Raw genomic sequence first — 17,488 nt, 5'->3', positions numbered from 1 at the left:
GCGCTTTGTTTCTAGCGGGGATTCCATTCACTGCAGGTGAAAGGAGGACCAGGCTTTGAGCCCTCCCCTGCTTACGGGACAGGGTTGGCAGCCCCTACAGCAACCCATCCCGCTTCACCGCCAGATAGCGCTCGACCAGCGCCGACGGCAGCTCTTCGCCGGTGACGTCGAGCACGGCGATGCGATGGTTGCGCAGTGCGTCGTGCGCGGCCTTGCGCTGGGCGAGATAGCGGGCGGTGGCGCCGGCGCGGATCGCATCGTCGTGGTCGCGGACCTCGGTCGACAGCACCTCGTCGAGCGCGCGTTCGCGCAGGGACGCGACGATCACCAGATGCCGCTTCTGCAGCATGCGTACCGCGGCCAGCACGTCCTCGATGTCCTCGTCGCGCAGATTGGTCACCAGCATCAACAAGCCACGACGGCGCTGGCGCAGCGACAGTTCGGTCGCAGCGGCCAGATAGTCGGTCGCGACCGCTTGCGGCTGCAGGTCGTGACTGACACGCAGCAGTGTGTCGACCGCGCCCATGCCGCGCTGCGGGGCCATCCAGCGACTCTCGCCGCCGGTTGCGAACAGGCCGACCGCGTCGCCCTGGCGCAACGCGAGATAGGACACGACCAGCGCGGCATCGAGCGCGTGGTCGAAATGCGACAGCGCGCCATCCTGGGCGAGCATGCGCCGACCGGTGTCGAGCACGACGACGAGCTGCTGGTTCTTTTCGTCCTGGTACTCGCGCGAGATCAGCTTGCGGGCGCGCGAACTCGCCTTCCAGTCGATCTGGCGCAGGCTGTCGCCGACGCGGTACTCGCGCATCTGGTGGAAATCGGTGCCCTCGCCGCGGCGGCGCTTGATGTGCGCGCCGACCAGTCGTGAGGCGCGGTCGGCGCTAAGCAATGCGAAGCGCGTCAGCGGTGCGAAGTTCGGGAACACGCGCACCTGGTGGCGCGTACCGGCGCCGCGCCGCTGCCGCCACAGCGCGAGCGGCGAGCGCAGCCGCAGCTGCACGCCGTCGAACGTTGCTGCGCCGCGCATGTCAGGCTGCAGGGTGTAGTCGACGCGCGACACGGTGCCGGGCGTCAATCGCAGGCGTCGCGGCAGGCCATCGACGCGCCAGCCCGGTGGGTGCAGATCGAACACCTCGAGATGCTGGACCTGCGGGCCGCCTTCGACCTGCAGCGACACCGGCCGCGCGATGCCGATCGGCCAGGCCTCGGCCATCGTGCGCACGACATCCGGCGTCGGACGTCGTAACAGCAGTACGAGATCGAGAATCGACAGCAGCAACAGCGCCGTACCGAAGACGTTCCACGGCAGCACCGCCGCAGGCCACAGCGACGCGGCGACGCCGCCCAGGCCCCAGACGACGAGCAGCACGACGAGGGCGATCGTCGGCCTCATGTAGAGCGGCTCACGTGCGGACTTCGCAACGGGCTCACTTGCGCGGCGCCTCCACGCGCGCCAGCAGCGCCTGCAGCACCTGGTCGGCGTCCTGCCCTTCGATCTGCAGCTCCGGCGCGAGCGCGATGCGATGGCGCAGCGCCGGCGTGGCGATCTCGCGGATGTCGTCGGGCGTGACGAAATCGCGGCCCGACAGCACCGCCTGCGCACGTGCCGCACGCACCAGCGCGAGGCTGCCGCGCGGGCCGGCGCCGAGTGCGATGCCCGGCCATTTGCGCGTGGCCGCGGCGATGCGCACCGCGTAATCGATCACCGCCGCATCGACCACCGTCGCCGCGGTGCCCTGCTGCAGCGCGACGATCTCGCCCGGCTGCAGCACGGTCTTGAGTTGCGACAGGTCGAAATCGGCCGCGACCTTGCCGCTGCTGATCGCGGTCACCATCGCGACTTCGTCGGCATGTTCGGGATAGTCGATCAGCACCTTGAGCAGGAAACGATCGAGCTGTGCTTCGGGCAGCGGATACGTGCCTTCCTGTTCGACCGGATTCTGCGTCGCCAGCGTCATGAACGGCGGCGGCAGTTCGAAGCTGTGGCCTTCGATGGTGACCTGCTGTTCCTGCATCGCTTCGAGCAGTGCGGACTGGGTCTTGGCCGGCGCACGGTTGATCTCGTCGGCCAGCAGCAGATTGGTGAAGATCGCGCCGCGACGGACCACGAAGGTCTCGCTCTTGGTGTCCCACACCGCGTGGCCGCTGACGTCGCTGGGCATCAGGTCGGGCGTGAACTGCACGCGCGCGAAGTTGCAGCCGAGCACTGCCGACAGCGCGCGCACCAGCAGCGTCTTGCCGAGGCCGGGCACGCCTTCGATCAGCACGTGACCACCGGCGAGCAGCGCGACCAGGATCTGGTCGAGCACCTCGGGCTGGCCGATGAAGGCCTTGGAGACTTCGTCCCGGACGGCGGCGACGCGCGCGGCAAGGGCGTCGCCGGTGATCGGTGCGGACGGGGGCACGGACAGTTCGGTCATGGTCTGGCTCACAGGTTGTTTCGCATCTGGATCAGTCGGGCAATGCGCTGGCGGAACGCCGTCGCATCATCGGGTCGGGGCGCCTGCAAGGCATGGCGGACATCGCGTGGCGACACGCCGGTGCGCGTGGCGATGGCCTCGATGCCGGCCTCGCCTTCGAGCGCGGCGGCGAGTGGGTCGCGCCGGCGCAGGCGATCGAGAAACGCCGTGCGCACCGCGTCGTACAGCAGCGGCGCGCGGCCGTAGCGCACGAGATGTTCGCCACTCGCGGCGACGTGCTCGAGCAGCGCGCGCCGTGCGACCGGCGGCGCCGGCAACACCGAACCGAGCCGCTGCGTACGCATCCACAGCCAGGCGAGCAGCGCGAGCAGCAACGGGCCCCACGCCATCCAGCCTCGGGTGAGGATCTGGTACCACAGCGGCGGCACGCTGGCGGCGTACACCAGATGCACGGTGCCCGCGCCCCAGTTCGGCGCCAGCAGCTGCCGGGTCAGCAGCGCGTGCGGCACTTCGCGCAGATCGGCATTGCGCATGAAATCGAAGTCGGCGAGCACGTCGACTCTGCCGGCGCCATGCGCCAGTCGCGCGAACACCAGACCGTCCTCGCCGCTGTCGCCCCATTCGAGCAGCGGTTCTGCATCGACGAGGAACCGGCGGCCGTTGCAGAACTCGATATGGCCGCCCTGCCCGGTCACCAGCAGCGGTTCGCAGTGCGTGCGGCCGTCGACGGTGTGCACGCCGAGGCGTTCGAGCAGATCCCAGGGACGCGCGGCATCCGCGCGGCGGCGCGGCAACGGCGTGCGCACCAGCAGATGGCCGCCGCCGTCGACCCAGCCGAGCAGCGCTTCGACTTCCGACGGCAGCAGCGTGCGCGGTTCGCTGTAGAGCAGCACGGTGTCGCGCGGTCCAAGCGGCACGCTGGAGAGTTGCAGACGCTGGCGCGAACGCGCCTCCACGCCATCGGCGCGCAGTGTTTCGCGCAATGCGTACAGCGGGTTGTAGACGGCCTCGCCACGCGGCGGCACATCGACGGTGTCGGCCACGCGCTCGTGCGTGTGCAGGAACCACGCGACGCCGAGCGCGATGATCAACGCACCGAGTGCGGCGAGTGCGATGCGGGTAGGCCAGCGCATCAGGCGAACCATCCGAAACGCGGCACCAGACGCGTCAGCAACGCGTCGAGGCCGGCATCATCCGGCAGCCGCTGGCCGTAGGCGGCGCGCTGCCAGACGCGCACCATTTCGGCGAACGCATCGCGGTCTTCGGCATCGGGCAAGCGTCGCGACGCGCGCAGGACCTGCGCCTCGGTCGCGCCCGGCACCAGGGTCACGCCGGCGCGCGCGACCATCGCCTCGACGCCGCCGCGATACAGCAGCGCCAGCGCGCGACGATGCCGGCCCTCGGCCCACAGCCGGCGCACTTCGGAGACCAGATCCGCGGGCAATGCTTCCGGCGGTGGTGGCGCGGCTTCGACCACGATTTCGCTCGGCTCGCGCACGGGCCCCAGCGTGCCGCGCATCCACGGCCACCAGCGGCGCGCGGTCCAGGCGAGCACGCCGACGACGATCGCGAGCACCAGCCACAGGCCGTATTCGGCGATCAGCGCGAAGACCTGTCCGATCGCGGCCAATAGGCCGGTGTTCGGCGTCGGTCGGCTTTTCTCGTCTTCTTTCTCGTCGTCGGCGTCCTTGCGCTGCCAACGCATGACCTCGCGCTTGTTGTCGAGCAACGGATCGGCATAGGCACGTTCGATCGCGCGCTGGAACGCTGCGCCGTCCTTGAGGCGTCCGAAGACCTGCGGGAGCGTCGGCGTCTGCGCCGCATCGTCCTGCGCGACGTCCTGCTTGCGTTCGCCAGGCCGCCAGGTTTTGGTCGGATTGATCTCGCGCGTGCCGTCGTCGCCGGCGGTCGCCGGGTCCTGCGCATGCCCCGACACCGGCGCCAGCATCAGGCCGGCGAGCAGCAGGCCGACCACCAGCGTCGCCGCAGGCGCCAGGCGCGCGCGCAGACGCCGGAACGCGATCTCCAAGTCCCAGGCTTCCAGCTGCGTGCGACGGTTGAGATACAGGCCGAAGCCGGCGCCGATGTAGAACGGCTCGACCAGCCCGATCGCCATCCAGAACGCGAGATTGCCGAGCACCTGCACCCAGCGCGGCGGCTGTTCGGAGATCAGCGCCCACATCGCGCGTGCCGATTCGGACAGCAGTTCGGTCGGCACGAACATCAGCACCAGCGTCGTCAGCGACAGCAGCAACGCGGCCACGAACAACTGGCAGATCACGGTCAGCAGCAGCGCGTGTCCGCCGATGCCGTCGGCGAGCAGACGTCGCCGCTGCGCGAGCGGCGCGCCGGACAGACCTTCGAGCAGATCCACTGGCAGCGTCGCCGCGCGCCAGGGACTGAACCGGCGCCACGTTAGATGCCCGATCAGCGGCCGCCAGCCCCAGCGCCATTGCGCATCGAGTGTCGCGCGCATGCCCGGCGCCGCGCCGAACACCGCGCGCGACAGCACGAACAGCGGCACGCGATCGAACACCGGCTTGAGCCACCACAGCAGCAGCGCGGACAGCCACAACTGGTCGATCGCCCAGCCCAGTGCGTTGAGCACCACGAACACCGGCAGCCCGAGCAGCAGCGACGGGCCCCAGATCGCGAGCGCGTGGCGGCGCACCAGCGCGTTGCCGAGCTCCATCGCTTCCCAGGCGGTGCGCGGTCGCAGCTCCACCTGCACGGTCTCAACGCGCATCGGCCACCCCGCGTCCGCCGCGCCACAGCCACAGCCCGGTCAGCAGCCACAGGCCACCGCCCACACCGAACTTGATCGGATCGGGAATCGCCCCGGTCGACGACCAGAACGCTTCGACGAACGCCGCGAACACCAGCATGAAGAGAATGCCGAGACACAGCCGGCCACCGTCGCGTCCCGCCTGCACCAGCGCATCGACGCGGCGCAGCTGGCCCGGCGCGACCAGCGCGAGTCCGAGCCGCAGGCCACCGGCACCGGCGATGACGATCGCGGTGAGTTCCGGCGCCGAATGGCCGACGACGAAGCGCCAGAACGGACCGCCGTGGCCGATCGCCTGCAGATGTCCGGCGACCGTGCCGATGAAAATGCCGTTGAAGATCAGCACGAAGATCGTGCCGACGCCGGCGAGCAGACCGCTGGCGAAGGTGCGGAAACCGATGCTGACGTTGTTCCAGATGTAGTAGCCGAACATCTCCATGTCGCTCTGGCTCTCGCGCGCGAAGCGCTCGGCCGCGCGCGCCGGGTCGTACATGCCCTCCATCTGCGCCAGCTGCTCGGGGGACATCACCCCGTAGGCGAGTTCCGGCCACTGCTGGATCAGCACGAACATCAGCACCAGCGGCACCGCGAACAGCACCAGCGCGGCCCACAGGCAGCCGCGCTGCGCGCGCACCAGCCGCGGGAAATCGGCGAGCAGGAAGCGCAGCGCGCGTCGCCACGGCGGCGGTGGCGGGCGATAGAGCACGTTGTGGCCGCGCTGCATCAGCGCCTGCAGCCGCGCAGTGACCTGCGGGCTGTAGCCGCGCCGGCGGGCGAGTGCCTGCTGCTGGCACAGACGGCGATAGCGCGAGGGCACGTCCTCGTCGACCAGTCCGTCCCAGTCGCGACGCGTCGCACGCGCGCGTCGCGGACTGCCTTCGCGCGCATCGAGCCAGCGCTCGAACGCATCCCACTCGGGCTCGTGCCGGGCGACGAACGCGTCCTGCCTCATGCGCGTCGCCCCAGCAACCAGTTGGCCACGCCCAGCAATCGCAGCACGCCGGTTTCGCCGCGTGCACCGGTGACCGGTGTGGCGATGTCGGCCAGCTCCTGCTGGCGTTCGCCGGTCAACGCGTGCGCGCGTTCGGCGAATGCGATCACCGCGATCTGCTCGTGCGCCTGCAACGGCGCGGCCGGTGCCTGCGGCGCGATCTGCAACGCGTCGATGCGCGTGCGCTCGCGTGGCGCATGGATCACCAGCGTGCCGGCGACCATGTCGCCGAGCCGCCGGCTCCAGGGATCGGCGAGGCTCGCGACCAGACCCGCGCCGTAGCCGAAGGGCAGCATGTCGACGGTGCGCATCAGATTGCGCACGAAACTCGCCATCCAGCCGATCGGCGCGCCGTCGGCCGAGACCACGCGCAGGCTCAGTGCGCGCTTGCCCGGCGTCTGCCCGCCGTACAGCGCTTCGAAGACCACCGGATAGCCCCAGAACACGACGAACAGCACGATCATGTAGAGGCCCGAGCCGAACTTGCCGAGCATGCCGAGCACGATCGAGATCGCCATCAGCAGCGCGCCGCGGATCGCCAGGTCGATCAGCCACGCCACCGCACGCGGCACCGGGCCGGCGGCCGGCAGGCGCAACGCGACGCCCTCGGGCGTGTGGACCTCGCGGACCGTATCGAGCATCAGGCGCCGCGGCTCCGTGCGGTCATGCGCGAATGCGCGTCGTCCCTGTGCGTCATGCGTCGTGCCCTGCCCCTGCGCTGCTCAGCCCGCCAGCGCGGCGAGATATTCGTCCTTGAGACGCACGTAATGCGCGGCGCTGTAGTACAGGCCTTCGATCTGCGCATCGTCGAGCTTGCGCACGCAGCGCGCCGGATTGCCGACCCACAGCTCGCCTTCGCCGACCACCTTGCCCGGTGACACCACCGCACCTGCGGCCACGAACGCGTGCTTCTTCACCACCGCGCCGTCGAGCACCAGCGCGCCCATGCCGATCAGCGCCGCGTCCTCGATCGTGCAGGCGTGGATCACCGCCTTGTGGCCGATGGTGACGTCGCTGCCGATCAGGGTCGGGAAGCCGCCGCGCTTGGCATGCGGGCCGGCGTGGCTGACGTGGATCACGGTGCCGTCCTGCACGCTGGTGCGCGCGCCGATGTGCACGTGGTTCACGTCGCCACGGATCACCGTCGCCGGCCACACCGACACGTCGTCGCCGAGCACGACATCGCCGATCACCGTTGCTGCAGGGTCCACATAGACGCGTGCACCGAGGCGCGGGGCGGTGTTCCGATAGGGTCTCAAGTCCATCGCCGGAGTCTACCTGCGGCCCTGCCGGAATGCCGCGACGCCGACGCTACACTGCGGCGATGGACACCGCCCCGACCGATTCGACACCCGCCGCGACGCCGGTCGCGGACCTGCGACCGACCCTAGATGCCTTGCGCGCGGCCTGGCGCAGCGGTCGCCCGGATGCCGCGCAGCGCCGCGACGATCTCGCCCGCCTGCGCGCTGCATTCGCGCGACGCCTGGACGAGATGGCCGACGCGATCTCGGCCGACTTCGGCCATCGCGCGCGCTCCGAATCGCTGATCGCCGACGGCATGACCGTGCTGTCGGAGATCGATGCGCTGCGCAGCCATCTGCGCGGCTGGATGCGCCCGCGCCGCGTTGGCGTGGGCTGGAAACTGTGGCCGGCACGCGCCGAAGTGCGTCCGGTGCCGCTGGGCGTGGTCGGTGTGATCGCGCCTTGGAACTACCCGGTGAATCTGGCGCTGATTCCGCTGGCGACCGCGATCGCCGCCGGCAACCACGTCTATCTCAAGCCGTCCGAACACACGCCGCGCAGCAGCGCATTCCTGCGCTCGCTGCTGGCCGAAGTCTTTCAGGCCGACCGCGTCGCCGTCGCGCTGGGCGATGCCGACATCGGCGCCGCGTTTGCCGGCCTGCCGTTCGACCACCTGGTGTTCACTGGCTCCACCGCAGTGGGTCGCAAGGTCATGGCCGCGGCGGCCCCGAACCTCACCCCGCTGACGCTGGAACTCGGCGGCAAGTCGCCGGCGATCATCTGCCCCGGCTATCCACTCGACAAGGCCGCGTCGCGGCTGGTCACCGGCAAGCTGTTCAACGCCGGACAGACCTGCATCGCGCCGGACTACGTGCTGGTCGATGCCGCACGCCGCGACGCGCTGATGGAAGCGCTGCGCTTCGAGGTGCAGGCGCGTTATGCCGATGCCGGCACGCGGGCATCGGATTACACGCACATCGTCAGCGACGCGCAGCATGCGCGCCTGACCGGCCTGCTCGACGATGCGCGCACCCGCGGCCTGACCGTGCTGCCGCTGCTCGAGGTCGACGGCGCGCGCGCGCTCGCGCCGACGCTGGTCGTCGACCCCGGCGACGACAGCGACGTGATGCGCGAGGAAATCTTCGGGCCGATCCTGCCGGTGATTTCCTACAGCTCGCTCGACGACGCCATCGCCTTCGTCGAAACACGCGACCGGCCGCTGGCGCTGTATCCCTTCGGCGATCGCGCCCAGGCCGAGGCGATCCTCGCCCGCACCGTCGCCGGCGGCGTCACCGTCAACGACACCCTGCTGCATTTCGCCGCGAACCGGCTGCCGTTCGGCGGCGTCGGTCCCAGCGGCATGGGCGCGTATCACGGCCGCGCCGGTTTCGATGCAATGACCAAGGCGCTGCCGGTGCTGTGGCAGTCGCGCGTCGCGGTTACCGATTGGCTGCGACCGCCGTATGCGCGGATCGCGAAGCTGGTGGATTTTCTGGCGCGTTGACCCTCGGCAATCCATACCAGCCACGCTCATACGCGAGCGATCCCCACAGCGCCTGCGCGTGTGCCTCGCGCGCGAGCAACGGCGACAGCGCCGCGGGCTGCAGGCGGCCCTTGCCCGGCACGTAGCGGTACTGGCTCGGCACCTTGTCGGGCTGCAGCACGACCACGTCGTCGCCCTGCAGCCACGCGAAGTTGCGGTCGTACTGCATCAGCGCGCGACCGGGCAGGCGCATCGTGGGATCGGCCAGATCGCGTCCGGTCATCGGCGTGGCGTCGGCGATGCCGATCAAGGACAGCAGCGTCGGCCCCAGATCGATCTGGCTGGCGATGCGGTCGTCGCGACGCGGCGCGATGCCCGCGCCGAGGATCAGTCCCGGAATATGGAAGTTGTCGACCGGCACCAGATCGCGGCCGAAGACGCGCGAGTCGTGATCGGCGACGACGAGAAACACCGTGTCGTTCCAGTAGTCGCTGGCCATCGCCTGGTCGAAGAATCCGCCCAGCGCGTGGTCGGCGTACTTCGCGGCGTTGTTGCGCGTCTGCAGCGGCTGCTCGAACGGGGTGATGCGCCCGGTCGGAAACTCGAAGGGATCGTGGTTGCTCGAGGTGAACACGAACCCGAAGAACGGCTTGCCGTCCGCATGCAGGCGCGCGAACTCGTCGTTGGCACGCGCGAACAGATCCTCGTCGGACACGCCCCAGGAGCCGACGAAGGCCGGCGCGCGATAGTCGCGCTGCTCGACTACGCGGCAGAAGCCGTTGCCGAGGAAAAAGCCGCGCATGTTGTCGAAGTGGCTTTCGCCGCCGTAGTAGAACGTCGTGTCGTATCCACGCCGGCGCAGCACGTCGGCGAGGGTGAAGAAGCCCTGCTGGCTGCGCGCGCGCTTGACCACCGCCTGCGCCGGCGTCGGCGCGAAGCCGGCGACCACGGCCTCGATGCCGCGCACCGAGCGCGTGCCGGTCGCGTACAACCGCTCGAAGGCCCAGCCCTGTTCGCTCAGGCGGTCGTACTCGGGCGACAGCGGGCGCCCGCCGAGGCTGCCGATGAACTGCGCACCGAGACTTTCCTCCAGCACGATCACCAGGTTCTTCGGCTTGCCGCGCCATACGGGAGCGCGCGCGGCGAGCGTCGGCAAGGCCGGATCGGTGAACGCCGAAGCCGGCAGGCCGGTGCCGGCCCGGACCGATGCGAGCACCGTGTCCGCCGGCAGTTCGCCATACAGCGATCCGGCGGTGTCCTCATGCTGCAGCCAGCCGCGCATCGCAAACGCCAGCGAGTAGAACGAGTTCAGCGGCAGCGCATTGACCGTGGGATTGGTGCTGAAGGCCAGCATCGCCGGATTCATCGGCCGGTGGCCCAGCGTCGAGCGCACACCGAGCGCGCCGATGCCGAGCACCAGCACCGCGAGGCCCACGCGCAGCACCGCGCCGCCGGCGGGCATCGGCTGCGCCGGCCATCCGCGTCGGGCGAGCCGCAAGCTGGCCAAGGCCGCCGCCGCGGTCAGCAGCAGCACGCCGATGCATTCCAGCGGCCGCCCTTCGGCGAGCATCGAAAGTACCTCACGCGGATAGACCAGATATTCGACGAACACGCGGTCGGGCCGCAGGCCGTACTCGCGCATGAAGCCGGGCGTGGCGAGTTCCAGCCAGACCAGCAGCGTCATCGCGAGCGCGAGCCAGCCCGTCGCGATGCGGCGCACCCAGCGCGCGTCGTAGACCGCCGCAGGCAACAGCAGCAAGAGTGCCGCCAGCGGCACGAACAGCAGGCACAGGCTGGCGATGTCGACGCGCAGGCCCTGCACCAGCACCGGCACCCAGCCTTGGACCTCGTCCACCGCCGCCCGCTGCCACAGCGCCAGCCCCAGCCGCGACACGCCGAGCACGACGAGGCCGAGCACACCCATGCCCAGCACCGGTTTCAGGCGCGTCATCGCATTCCGCAGCGTCATGTCCAGATCCACACGCCGCGCCATCCGCGGCCTGTACAGGATCGACCCGGGCATGTCGGAAGCCTGTCGGAACACGGCCCCGCCGCGCCGTATCATCAACCGGCACTGCCTTGCGCCCAGGACGAGAACCGATGCGACTGCTGGTGGTCGAGGACAACCGCAACCTGGTCGGCAACCTGTTCGATTATTTCGAGCCGCGCGGCCACGAGATGGACGCCGCGCCGGACGGCATCGTCGGCCTGCACCTCGCGGTGACCCAGCATTACGACGCGATCATCCTCGACTGGATGCTGCCGCGCCTCGACGGCCGCGCGCTGCTGCAGCGCCTGCGCGAACATGCGATCGACACGCCGGTGATCATGCTCACCGCACGCGACGAACTGCCCGACAAGATCGCCGGCTTCCGCGCCGGCGCCGACGACTATCTGACCAAGCCCTTCGCACTGCCGGAGCTCGAAGTGCGGCTCGAAGCCGTGCTGGCGCGCGCGCACGGTCGCCGCGGCGCGCGCACGCTGGAAGTGCACGACCTGCGCCTCAACCTGGACACGCTCGAGGCCAGCCGCGCCGGCCAGCCGCTGCATCTGTATCCCGCGGGCCGCAAGCTGCTCGAAGTGCTGATGCAGGCCAGCCCCGCCGCGGTCGATCGCCAGCAGCTGGAACACGCGCTGTGGGCCGACGCGCCGCCCGACGGCGACATGCTGCGCTCGCATGTCTACGAACTGCGCCGCAGTGTCGATGGCCCGTTCGCGATCAAGCTGATCCAGACCCTGCCGCGCTACGGCTATCGGCTGGCCGCGCCCGCCGACACGGGCGCAGCGGCATGAGCCGCGCGCGCAGCCTGCGCAGTCGCATCCTGTACTGGCTGGCGGTCTACGCGCTGCTGCTGGCCGCAGGCGTTTCGCTGCACGGCTTCCTCGTCAACGAGTACGCCGAGCGCCTGCTGTGGGATTCGATGCTGCGCACCGAGTTCACCCACCATCTGCAACGCAGCGCGGCGGATCCCTCGTATCGCTGGAGCGATTCCGACAGCCTGCGTCTGTACGTCAACGGCGGTGCGCCGCCGGAAACCGCGGCCCTGCCCGACGGCATCCACGACGAAGTCGAACTGCCGGACGGCACCGAAATCCTGGTGCTGGTCGAGCACGTCGACGGCGTGCGCCATGTGCTGACCCTCGACATCACCGACATGGAGCGCGAGGAAGACCGGCTCACCCTCTTCATCCTCGGCTCGTCGGTCGTCCTGGTGACGGTGATGGGCGGGCTGATGGCGCTGGGACTCGGGCGCACGCTGCGGCCGTTGACCACGCTGGCCGGCGACATCGCCGCGCTGTCGCCCGATCGCGCCGGCCAACGGATCGTGCCCGAGACGCGCGCGAGTTCGGAACTGCTGGTCATCGCCAACGCGCTCAACGACTACTTGGGGCGAAACGAACAGTTCGTCGATCGCGAGCGCGCCTTCATCAACACCGCCAGCCACGAATTGCGTACGCCGATCGCGGTGATGTCCGGCGCCGCGGAACTCGCGCTGGCGCCGACCGACGTGCCGGCCGTCACCGCGCACCAGCTGCGCCGCATCCAGCGCACCGCCGACGACATGGACCGGATGATCGCCCTGCTGCTCGCGCTGGCGAAGGATCCCGCGCGCCTGCTGCAGGCCGGCCAGCCGATCGAGCTGGCGACGCTGCTGCCCGCGATCATCGATGACCACCGCCACCTCACCCGCGACAAGGCACTGCAGATCGTGCTGCACACGGCGCAGCCCTGCACCCTGCTCGCGCCACCGGCGGTCGTGCGCGCGACGGTCGGCAACCTGCTGCGCAACGCGATCGAACACAGCGACGACGGGCGCATCGATGTCGAACTGCATGCCGATGCCACCGTCGTGATCCGCGATCCCGGCCACGGCATGACGCCCGAGCAGATCAGCGCGGTCTATTCGCGCATGGCGCGCACCGGCATGCCGACCGGCGACGGCATCGGCCTGGAACTCATCGCGCGCGTCTGCGAACACCTCGGCTGGGCGCTCGACATCCGCTCGTCGGCGGAAGGCGGCACCATCGCCACGCTGCGCATGCGCGCGACCGGCGACGCGCCGGACGCTAGAATTCCCGGATGAAGATCGCAAGCTGGAACGTCAACTCGCTCAACGTCCGCCTGCCGCACCTCGAACAGTGGCTGCGCGATGCGCAGCCCGACGTGGTCGGCATCCAGGAAACCAAGCTCGAGGACGCGCGCTTTCCCGATACCGCCCTCGCCGCGCTTGGCTACCGCACGGTGTTCTCGGGCCAGAAGACCTACAACGGCGTCGCCCTGCTCGCCCGCGATCGCGCGCTCGACGACGTGCAGATCGGCATCCCGGGGTTCGAGGACGAACAGAAACGCGTGATCGCCGCGACCATCGACGGCGTGCGCGTCATCAACCTCTACGTCGTCAACGGCCAGGACGTCGGCACCGACAAGTACGCCTATAAACTGCGCTGGCTCGCCGCCGTGCACGACTGGGTGCAGCGCGAACTCGCCGCGCATCCGAAGCTCGTGGTCCTCGGCGACTTCAACATCGCACCCGACGACCGCGACGTGCACGACCCCGCGGTCTGGAACGACGCCCACATCCTGACCTCGACCGCCGAACGCGACGCCCTGCGCGGCCTGCTCGGCCTCGGTCTGCACGACGCGTTCCGTCTGCATCACGAGGACGCCGGTGTTTTCAGCTGGTGGGATTACCGGCAGGCAGGCTTCCGCCGCGATCTCGGCTTGCGGATCGATCTGACGCTGGTGTCGGATGCGTTGCGGGATCAGGCCGTCGCGTCCGGCATCGACCGCGAACCGCGGACCTGGGAACGGCCGAGCGATCACGCGCCTGCGTGGGTCACCATCTCGGGCTGACACGCCGCGCAGCGCTGCCGTTGGATCGGATGCCATACCGGATGACATCCCCAACAAAAAAGGCCCGGCAATGCCGGGCCTTTTTTTACGTCGATCCGGCCGCGATCAGCGCGCGCTGCCGCGGCGGAACAGGTTGACGATCGCCAGCAGGATGATCGCGCCGATCAGCGCGGTCAGCAGGAAGCCGATCCAGCCTGCACCGAGCGACACGCCCAGCATCGGCAGCAGCCAGCCACCGATGAAGCCGCCGATGATGCCGACGACGATGTTCAGCAGGATGCCCTGCTGCCCGTTGGTGCGCATCAGGATGCTGGCGAGCCAGCCGGCGATGCCACCGACGATGATGTAGATGAGGAAATTCATGCGGAATGCTCCAGTGCGGAACGCGGGAAATCGGGATTGGCGCGTGCAGGCCCGAAGGCCGGCGCCAGCATCCGGCCCGGTCCGTGACGGAGATGTCGGTATTCAGGTCGCGGTGATACCGAACAGCGCGTCGAGCGCGGCGCGGGGCAGCTTGCCGGTCTCGTTGCGCGGCAGCGCATCGACGCGGCGGATGCGTCGCGGCAGGAACACCGGATCCATGCTGGCCCGCAATGCGTCCAGCAGCGCCGCATCGTCGAGCGCAGGACTCGCCACGACGGCGGCCATGATCCGGCGGACGCCAGTCGCATCGGGCGTGGCGCTCTGGCAGATCACGCCGTCGCGCACGCCGTCGATGGCGAGCAGGCGGCGGGTGAGGTCGGCGAGCGACGCACGCTTGCCGGCGATCTCGATCATGTCGGCCTGACGGCCGCGCAGCTCGAAACGACCCGCGGCGTCGAGTTCGACGATGTCGGCCAGCAGGCGCGGTTCGGGCAGATGCGGCGCGTGCACGAGGGTGCCATCGGGCACGGGCTGCAGGCGCACGCCGTCGAACGGGGTCCAGGCCTGCTCGAGCGCGGTGCGGCGGCGCGCGAAGATGCAGGTCTCGGTGGAGCCGAACAGTTCGCGCACTTCGCAGCCGAACCGGGCTTCGGCCTCGGCGGCGAGCGCCTGCGGCAAGGGCGCAGTCGCAGTGGCGATCGCGGCGAGCGGCGGCAGGGCCACACCGGATTCGACCAGCGAGCGCAGATGCACGGGCGTGGTGACCAGCAGCGGCGGACGCGGTGCATCGCGCAGCGCGGCGGCGATGTCCTCGGGAAAGAACGGCCGCGCGCCGTGCACGGCGACGTTGCCGAGCAGCGGCAGCAGGATGGAGAGCTCCATGCCGTACATGTGCTGCGGCGGCACGGTCGCCACGACCGGCAGCGTGGCCTCGCCATGCAGATCGGCGAGCGCGGCGAGGTTCTGCAGCGTGCCGGTGTGGAACGTGGCCCAGGTCTTGGGATTGGCGCCGGGGACGCCGGTGCTGCCGGAGGTGAACCCGATCGCGACCAGCGCGTCGAGCGCGATCTGCGGCACGTCGCCATCGCGCGTCGGCAGCGCATCGGGCAGACGCACGTAATGCGGCGGCGCGGGCGCGTGGCTGACGTCGTACAGGTCATCGCAGCCGCAGTCGTCACGATCGCCGATGCAGTAGCTGTGCGGATGACGCGCGCGCACGTCGTCGATCGCACCGCGCGTGCGGGCCGGCGGCAGCAGCGTGGTCTGGCCACGCAATGCGACCGCGCAGAACGCGACGAGAAAGCGGTAGCGGTCTTCGCAGAGATTCAGCGCGAACGGCGCATCGGGCAGAAGCGCGGCGACGCCGCGCACCTGCGCGAGAAAGGTGTCGAGCGTCACCACGCCATCGGCCCCGAACGCGATCGCGCGCGACGGATGGCCGTCGACCAGCGGCCGGTGCTCGCCTGCGCGCTGCAGGCCTTCAATGCGCGAAGCGCCCTGTTCCACACCCACTGCCGACATCGTGTTGCGACTCCGAAGATTGTTCCGTACGCCGTGTCCGGCCCGCGGAACAGCTGTTTTAGCTTACGCTGGACGCCCTGCGGGATGCCAAGTTCGGATGTTCAGCGAGGGATGTTCAGCGAAACCATGAGTCTGGCCGCCGGGGCGGTGCGAATCGCGTGGCGGGACTACCGCCGCGGTCAATCCGCCGAAGCCCTGGTGCGCCCCTGGCTGGTCGAGACGCTCGGCCGCGCCGACAGCGACATCGCCCTCACCCGCGACGCCCGCGGCCGCCCGCAGTTGCAGGTGCCCGGCCAGCCGGACCTCGACGCGAACTGGAGCCACAGCGGCGACGCATTGCTCGTCGCGTTGGGCGACGGCGTCGCGGTTGGAGTCGACATCGAATGGATGCGACCACGTCCGCAGGCAATGGCACTGGCGCAGCGCTTCTTCACTGCGGGCGAAGCGACGGCGCTGGCGAAACGCGCACCCGACGCCGCGGAAGCCGCGTTCGTGCAGCTGTGGTGCGCGAAGGAAGCCGTGCTGAAGGCGCATGGGCATGGGCTGTCGTTCGGGCTCGATCGCCTGGAGTTCGCAGCGCGCGACGATGGCTGGGCGCTGGTCGCCTGCGATCCCGCGCTGGGGACACCGGGGGATTGGCATCTGCATGCGTTCTCGCCATTGCCGGGCTATCTGTCGACGGTGGCGTGGCGGCGGGTGGATTGAGCGGGCGTTCCGGGTTGCTGATTCGCAGATCTGATCTGCGATCAAGGTCGTCTCCCGACCTGCCAAGGAATCTGCACCTCTCCCTTCGGGAGAGGTCGGCGCGCGCAGCGCGTCGGGTGAGGGCCGAAGCTTACGGGGAACACCCTGAAAGCGCCCTCATCCGCCCTCCGGGCACCTTCCCCCAGAGGGGGAAGGACAAGGCGCACCGCAATCTTGACGTTCGAGCCCACTGGACACCCGCGCTCATCAAGCGCACGCGAGGAAGCGATCATCCGGCTTGATCCACAGACCACGCACCACACCAGCTTCTACAATGCGCCCCATGGAACTCTCCGACGACACCGCGCTGCGCGCCGAACTCGAAGCCGGGCTGCGCACGCTGGGCCTCGCGCCGACGCTGGCCGACCCGCTGCTCGCCTATCTCGCGTTGCTGGTGCGCTGGAACAAGACCTACAACCTGACCGCCGTGCGCGATCCGCGCGAGATGGTCGTGCGGCATCTGCTCGATTCGCTGGCGATGGTGCCGCACGTCGATGGCCTCGCCACGCTCGCCGATCTCGGCACCGGTCCGGGCCTCCCCGGCATTCCGCTGGCCATTGCGCTGCCGGGGCTGCACGTCACCCTGGTCGAGTCGAACGGCAAGAAGGCGCGCTTCCTGCGCGAAGCGGTGCGCCAGCTGAAGCTCACCAATGCCGATGTCGCCGAATCGCGCATCGAAGCCGTCGACAGGCCTGGTGCGTTCGACGCGATCACCGCGCGTGCGCTCGCCACGCTGCCCGACATCCTCGCCGTCGGCGGCCATCTGCCGAAGGCGGACGGCGGACGTCTGCTGGCGATGAAGGGCGTCCATCCGGTCGACGAGATCGCCGCGCTGCCGACCGGCTGGCGGCTCGACTCGGTCACGCCGCTCAAGGTGCCCGGCCTCGACGCCGAACGGCATCTGGTCGTCGTCGCACGCGCCTGAGCCACTGTCCCGCATCGAGCGCGGGACATTGGCGACACCCGGCCGCGCATTGCCGGTTCAGTTGCAACCGCGTTGCCGCCGTCATGCGGACGCAGGATCGGATCGGTGTCCCCAAGCGACCCTTGGGGGGCATAATCCCCGGTCCGGCCGCCGCCC

The 17,488-nt window shown here is 69.8% G+C and carries 16 protein-coding genes; 6 read left to right on the top strand and 10 right to left on the bottom strand.

The window, feature by feature from the left end; genetic code table 11:
* Nucleotides 1-94: 94 nt before the first annotated feature.
* From LU699_RS10960 to LU699_RS10930, 7 genes are all read right to left on the bottom strand, one after another.
* Nucleotides 95-1,396 carry a DUF58 domain-containing protein gene (locus LU699_RS10960; RefSeq protein WP_232137487.1) on the bottom strand — a complete coding sequence of 434 codons (1,302 nt, stop codon included), beginning with the start codon at nucleotides 1,394-1,396 and terminating at the stop codon, nucleotides 95-97.
* A gap of 34 nt (nucleotides 1,397-1,430) precedes the next feature.
* Nucleotides 1,431-2,423, bottom strand: coding sequence for an AAA family ATPase (locus LU699_RS10955; protein WP_232137488.1), 993 nt, complete (start codon nucleotides 2,421-2,423; stop codon nucleotides 1,431-1,433).
* Nucleotides 2,424-2,431: 8 nt separating this feature from the next.
* Nucleotides 2,432-3,556, bottom strand: coding sequence for a DUF4350 domain-containing protein (locus tag LU699_RS10950; protein ID WP_232580163.1), 1,125 nt, complete (start codon nucleotides 3,554-3,556; stop codon nucleotides 2,432-2,434).
* Nucleotides 3,556-5,169 carry a DUF4129 domain-containing protein gene (locus LU699_RS10945; protein ID WP_232137490.1) on the bottom strand — a complete coding sequence of 538 codons (1,614 nt, stop codon included), beginning with the start codon at nucleotides 5,167-5,169 and terminating at the stop codon, nucleotides 3,556-3,558. The genes LU699_RS10950 and LU699_RS10945 overlap by 1 nt, the downstream gene beginning before the upstream one ends.
* Nucleotides 5,159-6,160, bottom strand: a complete 1,002-nt coding sequence (locus tag LU699_RS10940; protein WP_232137492.1) for a stage II sporulation protein M — start codon at nucleotides 6,158-6,160, stop codon at nucleotides 5,159-5,161. The genes LU699_RS10945 and LU699_RS10940 overlap by 11 nt, the downstream gene beginning before the upstream one ends.
* Nucleotides 6,157-6,840: an RDD family protein gene (locus tag LU699_RS10935; RefSeq protein ID WP_232137493.1), complete on the bottom strand. Its 684-nt coding sequence runs from the start codon at nucleotides 6,838-6,840 to the stop codon at nucleotides 6,157-6,159. Before LU699_RS10935 ends, LU699_RS10940 begins: the two co-directional genes overlap by 4 nt.
* Nucleotides 6,841-6,921: 81 nt before the next feature.
* Nucleotides 6,922-7,464: a gamma carbonic anhydrase family protein gene (locus LU699_RS10930; protein WP_232137496.1), complete on the bottom strand. Its 543-nt coding sequence runs from the start codon at nucleotides 7,462-7,464 to the stop codon at nucleotides 6,922-6,924.
* A 59-nt stretch (nucleotides 7,465-7,523) separates the two neighbouring features.
* Here LU699_RS10930 and LU699_RS10925 point away from each other — a divergent pair, with 59 nt between their 5' ends.
* Nucleotides 7,524-8,945: a coniferyl aldehyde dehydrogenase gene (locus LU699_RS10925; RefSeq protein ID WP_232137498.1), complete on the top strand. Its 1,422-nt coding sequence runs from the start codon at nucleotides 7,524-7,526 to the stop codon at nucleotides 8,943-8,945.
* Here LU699_RS10925 and LU699_RS10920 read toward each other — a convergent pair.
* Complete coding sequence (locus LU699_RS10920) at nucleotides 8,881-10,893, bottom strand: LTA synthase family protein (RefSeq protein WP_232580162.1); 2,013 nt, start codon at nucleotides 10,891-10,893, stop codon at nucleotides 8,881-8,883. The genes LU699_RS10925 and LU699_RS10920 overlap by 65 nt on opposite strands.
* Before the next feature lie 131 nt (nucleotides 10,894-11,024).
* Between LU699_RS10920 and LU699_RS10915 the strand changes: the two genes are divergently transcribed.
* Genes LU699_RS10915 through xth form a run of 3 tightly spaced genes read left to right on the top strand, consistent with a single transcriptional unit; the run spans nucleotide 11,025 to nucleotide 13,779 of the window.
* Nucleotides 11,025-11,717 carry a response regulator transcription factor gene (locus tag LU699_RS10915; RefSeq protein ID WP_232137500.1) on the top strand — a complete coding sequence of 231 codons (693 nt, stop codon included), beginning with the start codon at nucleotides 11,025-11,027 and terminating at the stop codon, nucleotides 11,715-11,717.
* Nucleotides 11,714-13,009 carry a sensor histidine kinase gene (locus LU699_RS10910; RefSeq protein WP_232150222.1) on the top strand — a complete coding sequence of 432 codons (1,296 nt, stop codon included), beginning with the start codon at nucleotides 11,714-11,716 and terminating at the stop codon, nucleotides 13,007-13,009. The genes LU699_RS10915 and LU699_RS10910 overlap by 4 nt, the downstream gene beginning before the upstream one ends.
* Nucleotides 13,006-13,779 carry an exodeoxyribonuclease III gene (gene xth, locus LU699_RS10905; RefSeq protein ID WP_232137502.1) on the top strand — a complete coding sequence of 258 codons (774 nt, stop codon included), beginning with the start codon at nucleotides 13,006-13,008 and terminating at the stop codon, nucleotides 13,777-13,779. Before LU699_RS10910 ends, xth begins: the two co-directional genes overlap by 4 nt.
* A 105-nt stretch (nucleotides 13,780-13,884) precedes the next feature.
* Here xth and LU699_RS10900 read toward each other — a convergent pair whose 3' ends face one another.
* Nucleotides 13,885-14,142: a GlsB/YeaQ/YmgE family stress response membrane protein gene (locus LU699_RS10900; RefSeq protein ID WP_232137503.1), complete on the bottom strand. Its 258-nt coding sequence runs from the start codon at nucleotides 14,140-14,142 to the stop codon at nucleotides 13,885-13,887.
* A gap of 102 nt (nucleotides 14,143-14,244) precedes the next feature.
* The gene (locus LU699_RS10895) at nucleotides 14,245-15,663 is read right to left on the bottom strand and encodes an AMP-binding protein (RefSeq protein ID WP_232137504.1); all 1,419 of its coding nucleotides are present in this window, start codon (nucleotides 15,661-15,663) and stop codon (nucleotides 14,245-14,247) included.
* Between the two features lie 111 nt (nucleotides 15,664-15,774).
* Between LU699_RS10895 and LU699_RS10890 the strand changes: the two genes are divergently transcribed.
* Together LU699_RS10890 and rsmG are read left to right on the top strand one after the other, a co-directional pair.
* A complete protein-coding gene (locus LU699_RS10890) occupies nucleotides 15,775-16,368 on the top strand; it encodes a 4'-phosphopantetheinyl transferase family protein (RefSeq protein ID WP_232137505.1) in 594 nt (197 codons plus the stop codon).
* Nucleotides 16,369-16,690: 322 nt separating this feature from the next.
* Nucleotides 16,691-17,332 (top strand): 16S rRNA (guanine(527)-N(7))-methyltransferase RsmG, encoded by a 642-nt coding sequence (gene rsmG, locus LU699_RS10885; protein ID WP_232137506.1) that lies wholly within the window; start codon nucleotides 16,691-16,693, stop codon nucleotides 17,330-17,332.
* Nucleotides 17,333-17,488: the final 156 nt, after the last annotated feature.

The organism is Luteimonas fraxinea (assembly GCF_021233355.1).
Classification (GTDB): domain Bacteria; phylum Pseudomonadota; class Gammaproteobacteria; order Xanthomonadales; family Xanthomonadaceae; genus Luteimonas; species Luteimonas fraxinea.
This window is presented reverse-complemented; position numbering and strand designations above follow the sequence as displayed.

Coding starts and splice junctions, on each gene's coding strand:
- LU699_RS10935 (WP_232137493.1), bottom strand. CDS start 6,840: ATGCTCGATACGGTCCGCGAGGTCCACACGCCCGAGGGCGTCGCGTTG.
- LU699_RS10920 (WP_232580162.1), bottom strand. CDS start 10,893: ATGACGCTGCGGAATGCGATGACGCGCCTGAAACCGGTGCTGGGCATG.
- rsmG (WP_232137506.1), top strand. CDS start 16,691: ATGGAACTCTCCGACGACACCGCGCTGCGCGCCGAACTCGAAGCCGGG.
- xth (WP_232137502.1), top strand. CDS start 13,006: ATGAAGATCGCAAGCTGGAACGTCAACTCGCTCAACGTCCGCCTGCCG.
- LU699_RS10890 (WP_232137505.1), top strand. CDS start 15,775: ATGTTCAGCGAAACCATGAGTCTGGCCGCCGGGGCGGTGCGAATCGCG.
- LU699_RS10925 (WP_232137498.1), top strand. CDS start 7,524: ATGGACACCGCCCCGACCGATTCGACACCCGCCGCGACGCCGGTCGCG.
- LU699_RS10950 (WP_232580163.1), bottom strand. CDS start 3,556: ATGCGCTGGCCTACCCGCATCGCACTCGCCGCACTCGGTGCGTTGATC.
- LU699_RS10895 (WP_232137504.1), bottom strand. CDS start 15,663: ATGTCGGCAGTGGGTGTGGAACAGGGCGCTTCGCGCATTGAAGGCCTG.
- LU699_RS10915 (WP_232137500.1), top strand. CDS start 11,025: ATGCGACTGCTGGTGGTCGAGGACAACCGCAACCTGGTCGGCAACCTG.
- LU699_RS10955 (WP_232137488.1), bottom strand. CDS start 2,423: ATGACCGAACTGTCCGTGCCCCCGTCCGCACCGATCACCGGCGACGCC.
- LU699_RS10900 (WP_232137503.1), bottom strand. CDS start 14,142: ATGAATTTCCTCATCTACATCATCGTCGGTGGCATCGCCGGCTGGCTC.
- LU699_RS10945 (WP_232137490.1), bottom strand. CDS start 5,169: ATGCGCGTTGAGACCGTGCAGGTGGAGCTGCGACCGCGCACCGCCTGG.
- LU699_RS10960 (WP_232137487.1), bottom strand. CDS start 1,396: ATGAGGCCGACGATCGCCCTCGTCGTGCTGCTCGTCGTCTGGGGCCTG.
- LU699_RS10930 (WP_232137496.1), bottom strand. CDS start 7,464: ATGGACTTGAGACCCTATCGGAACACCGCCCCGCGCCTCGGTGCACGC.
- LU699_RS10910 (WP_232150222.1), top strand. CDS start 11,714: ATGAGCCGCGCGCGCAGCCTGCGCAGTCGCATCCTGTACTGGCTGGCG.
- LU699_RS10940 (WP_232137492.1), bottom strand. CDS start 6,160: ATGAGGCAGGACGCGTTCGTCGCCCGGCACGAGCCCGAGTGGGATGCG.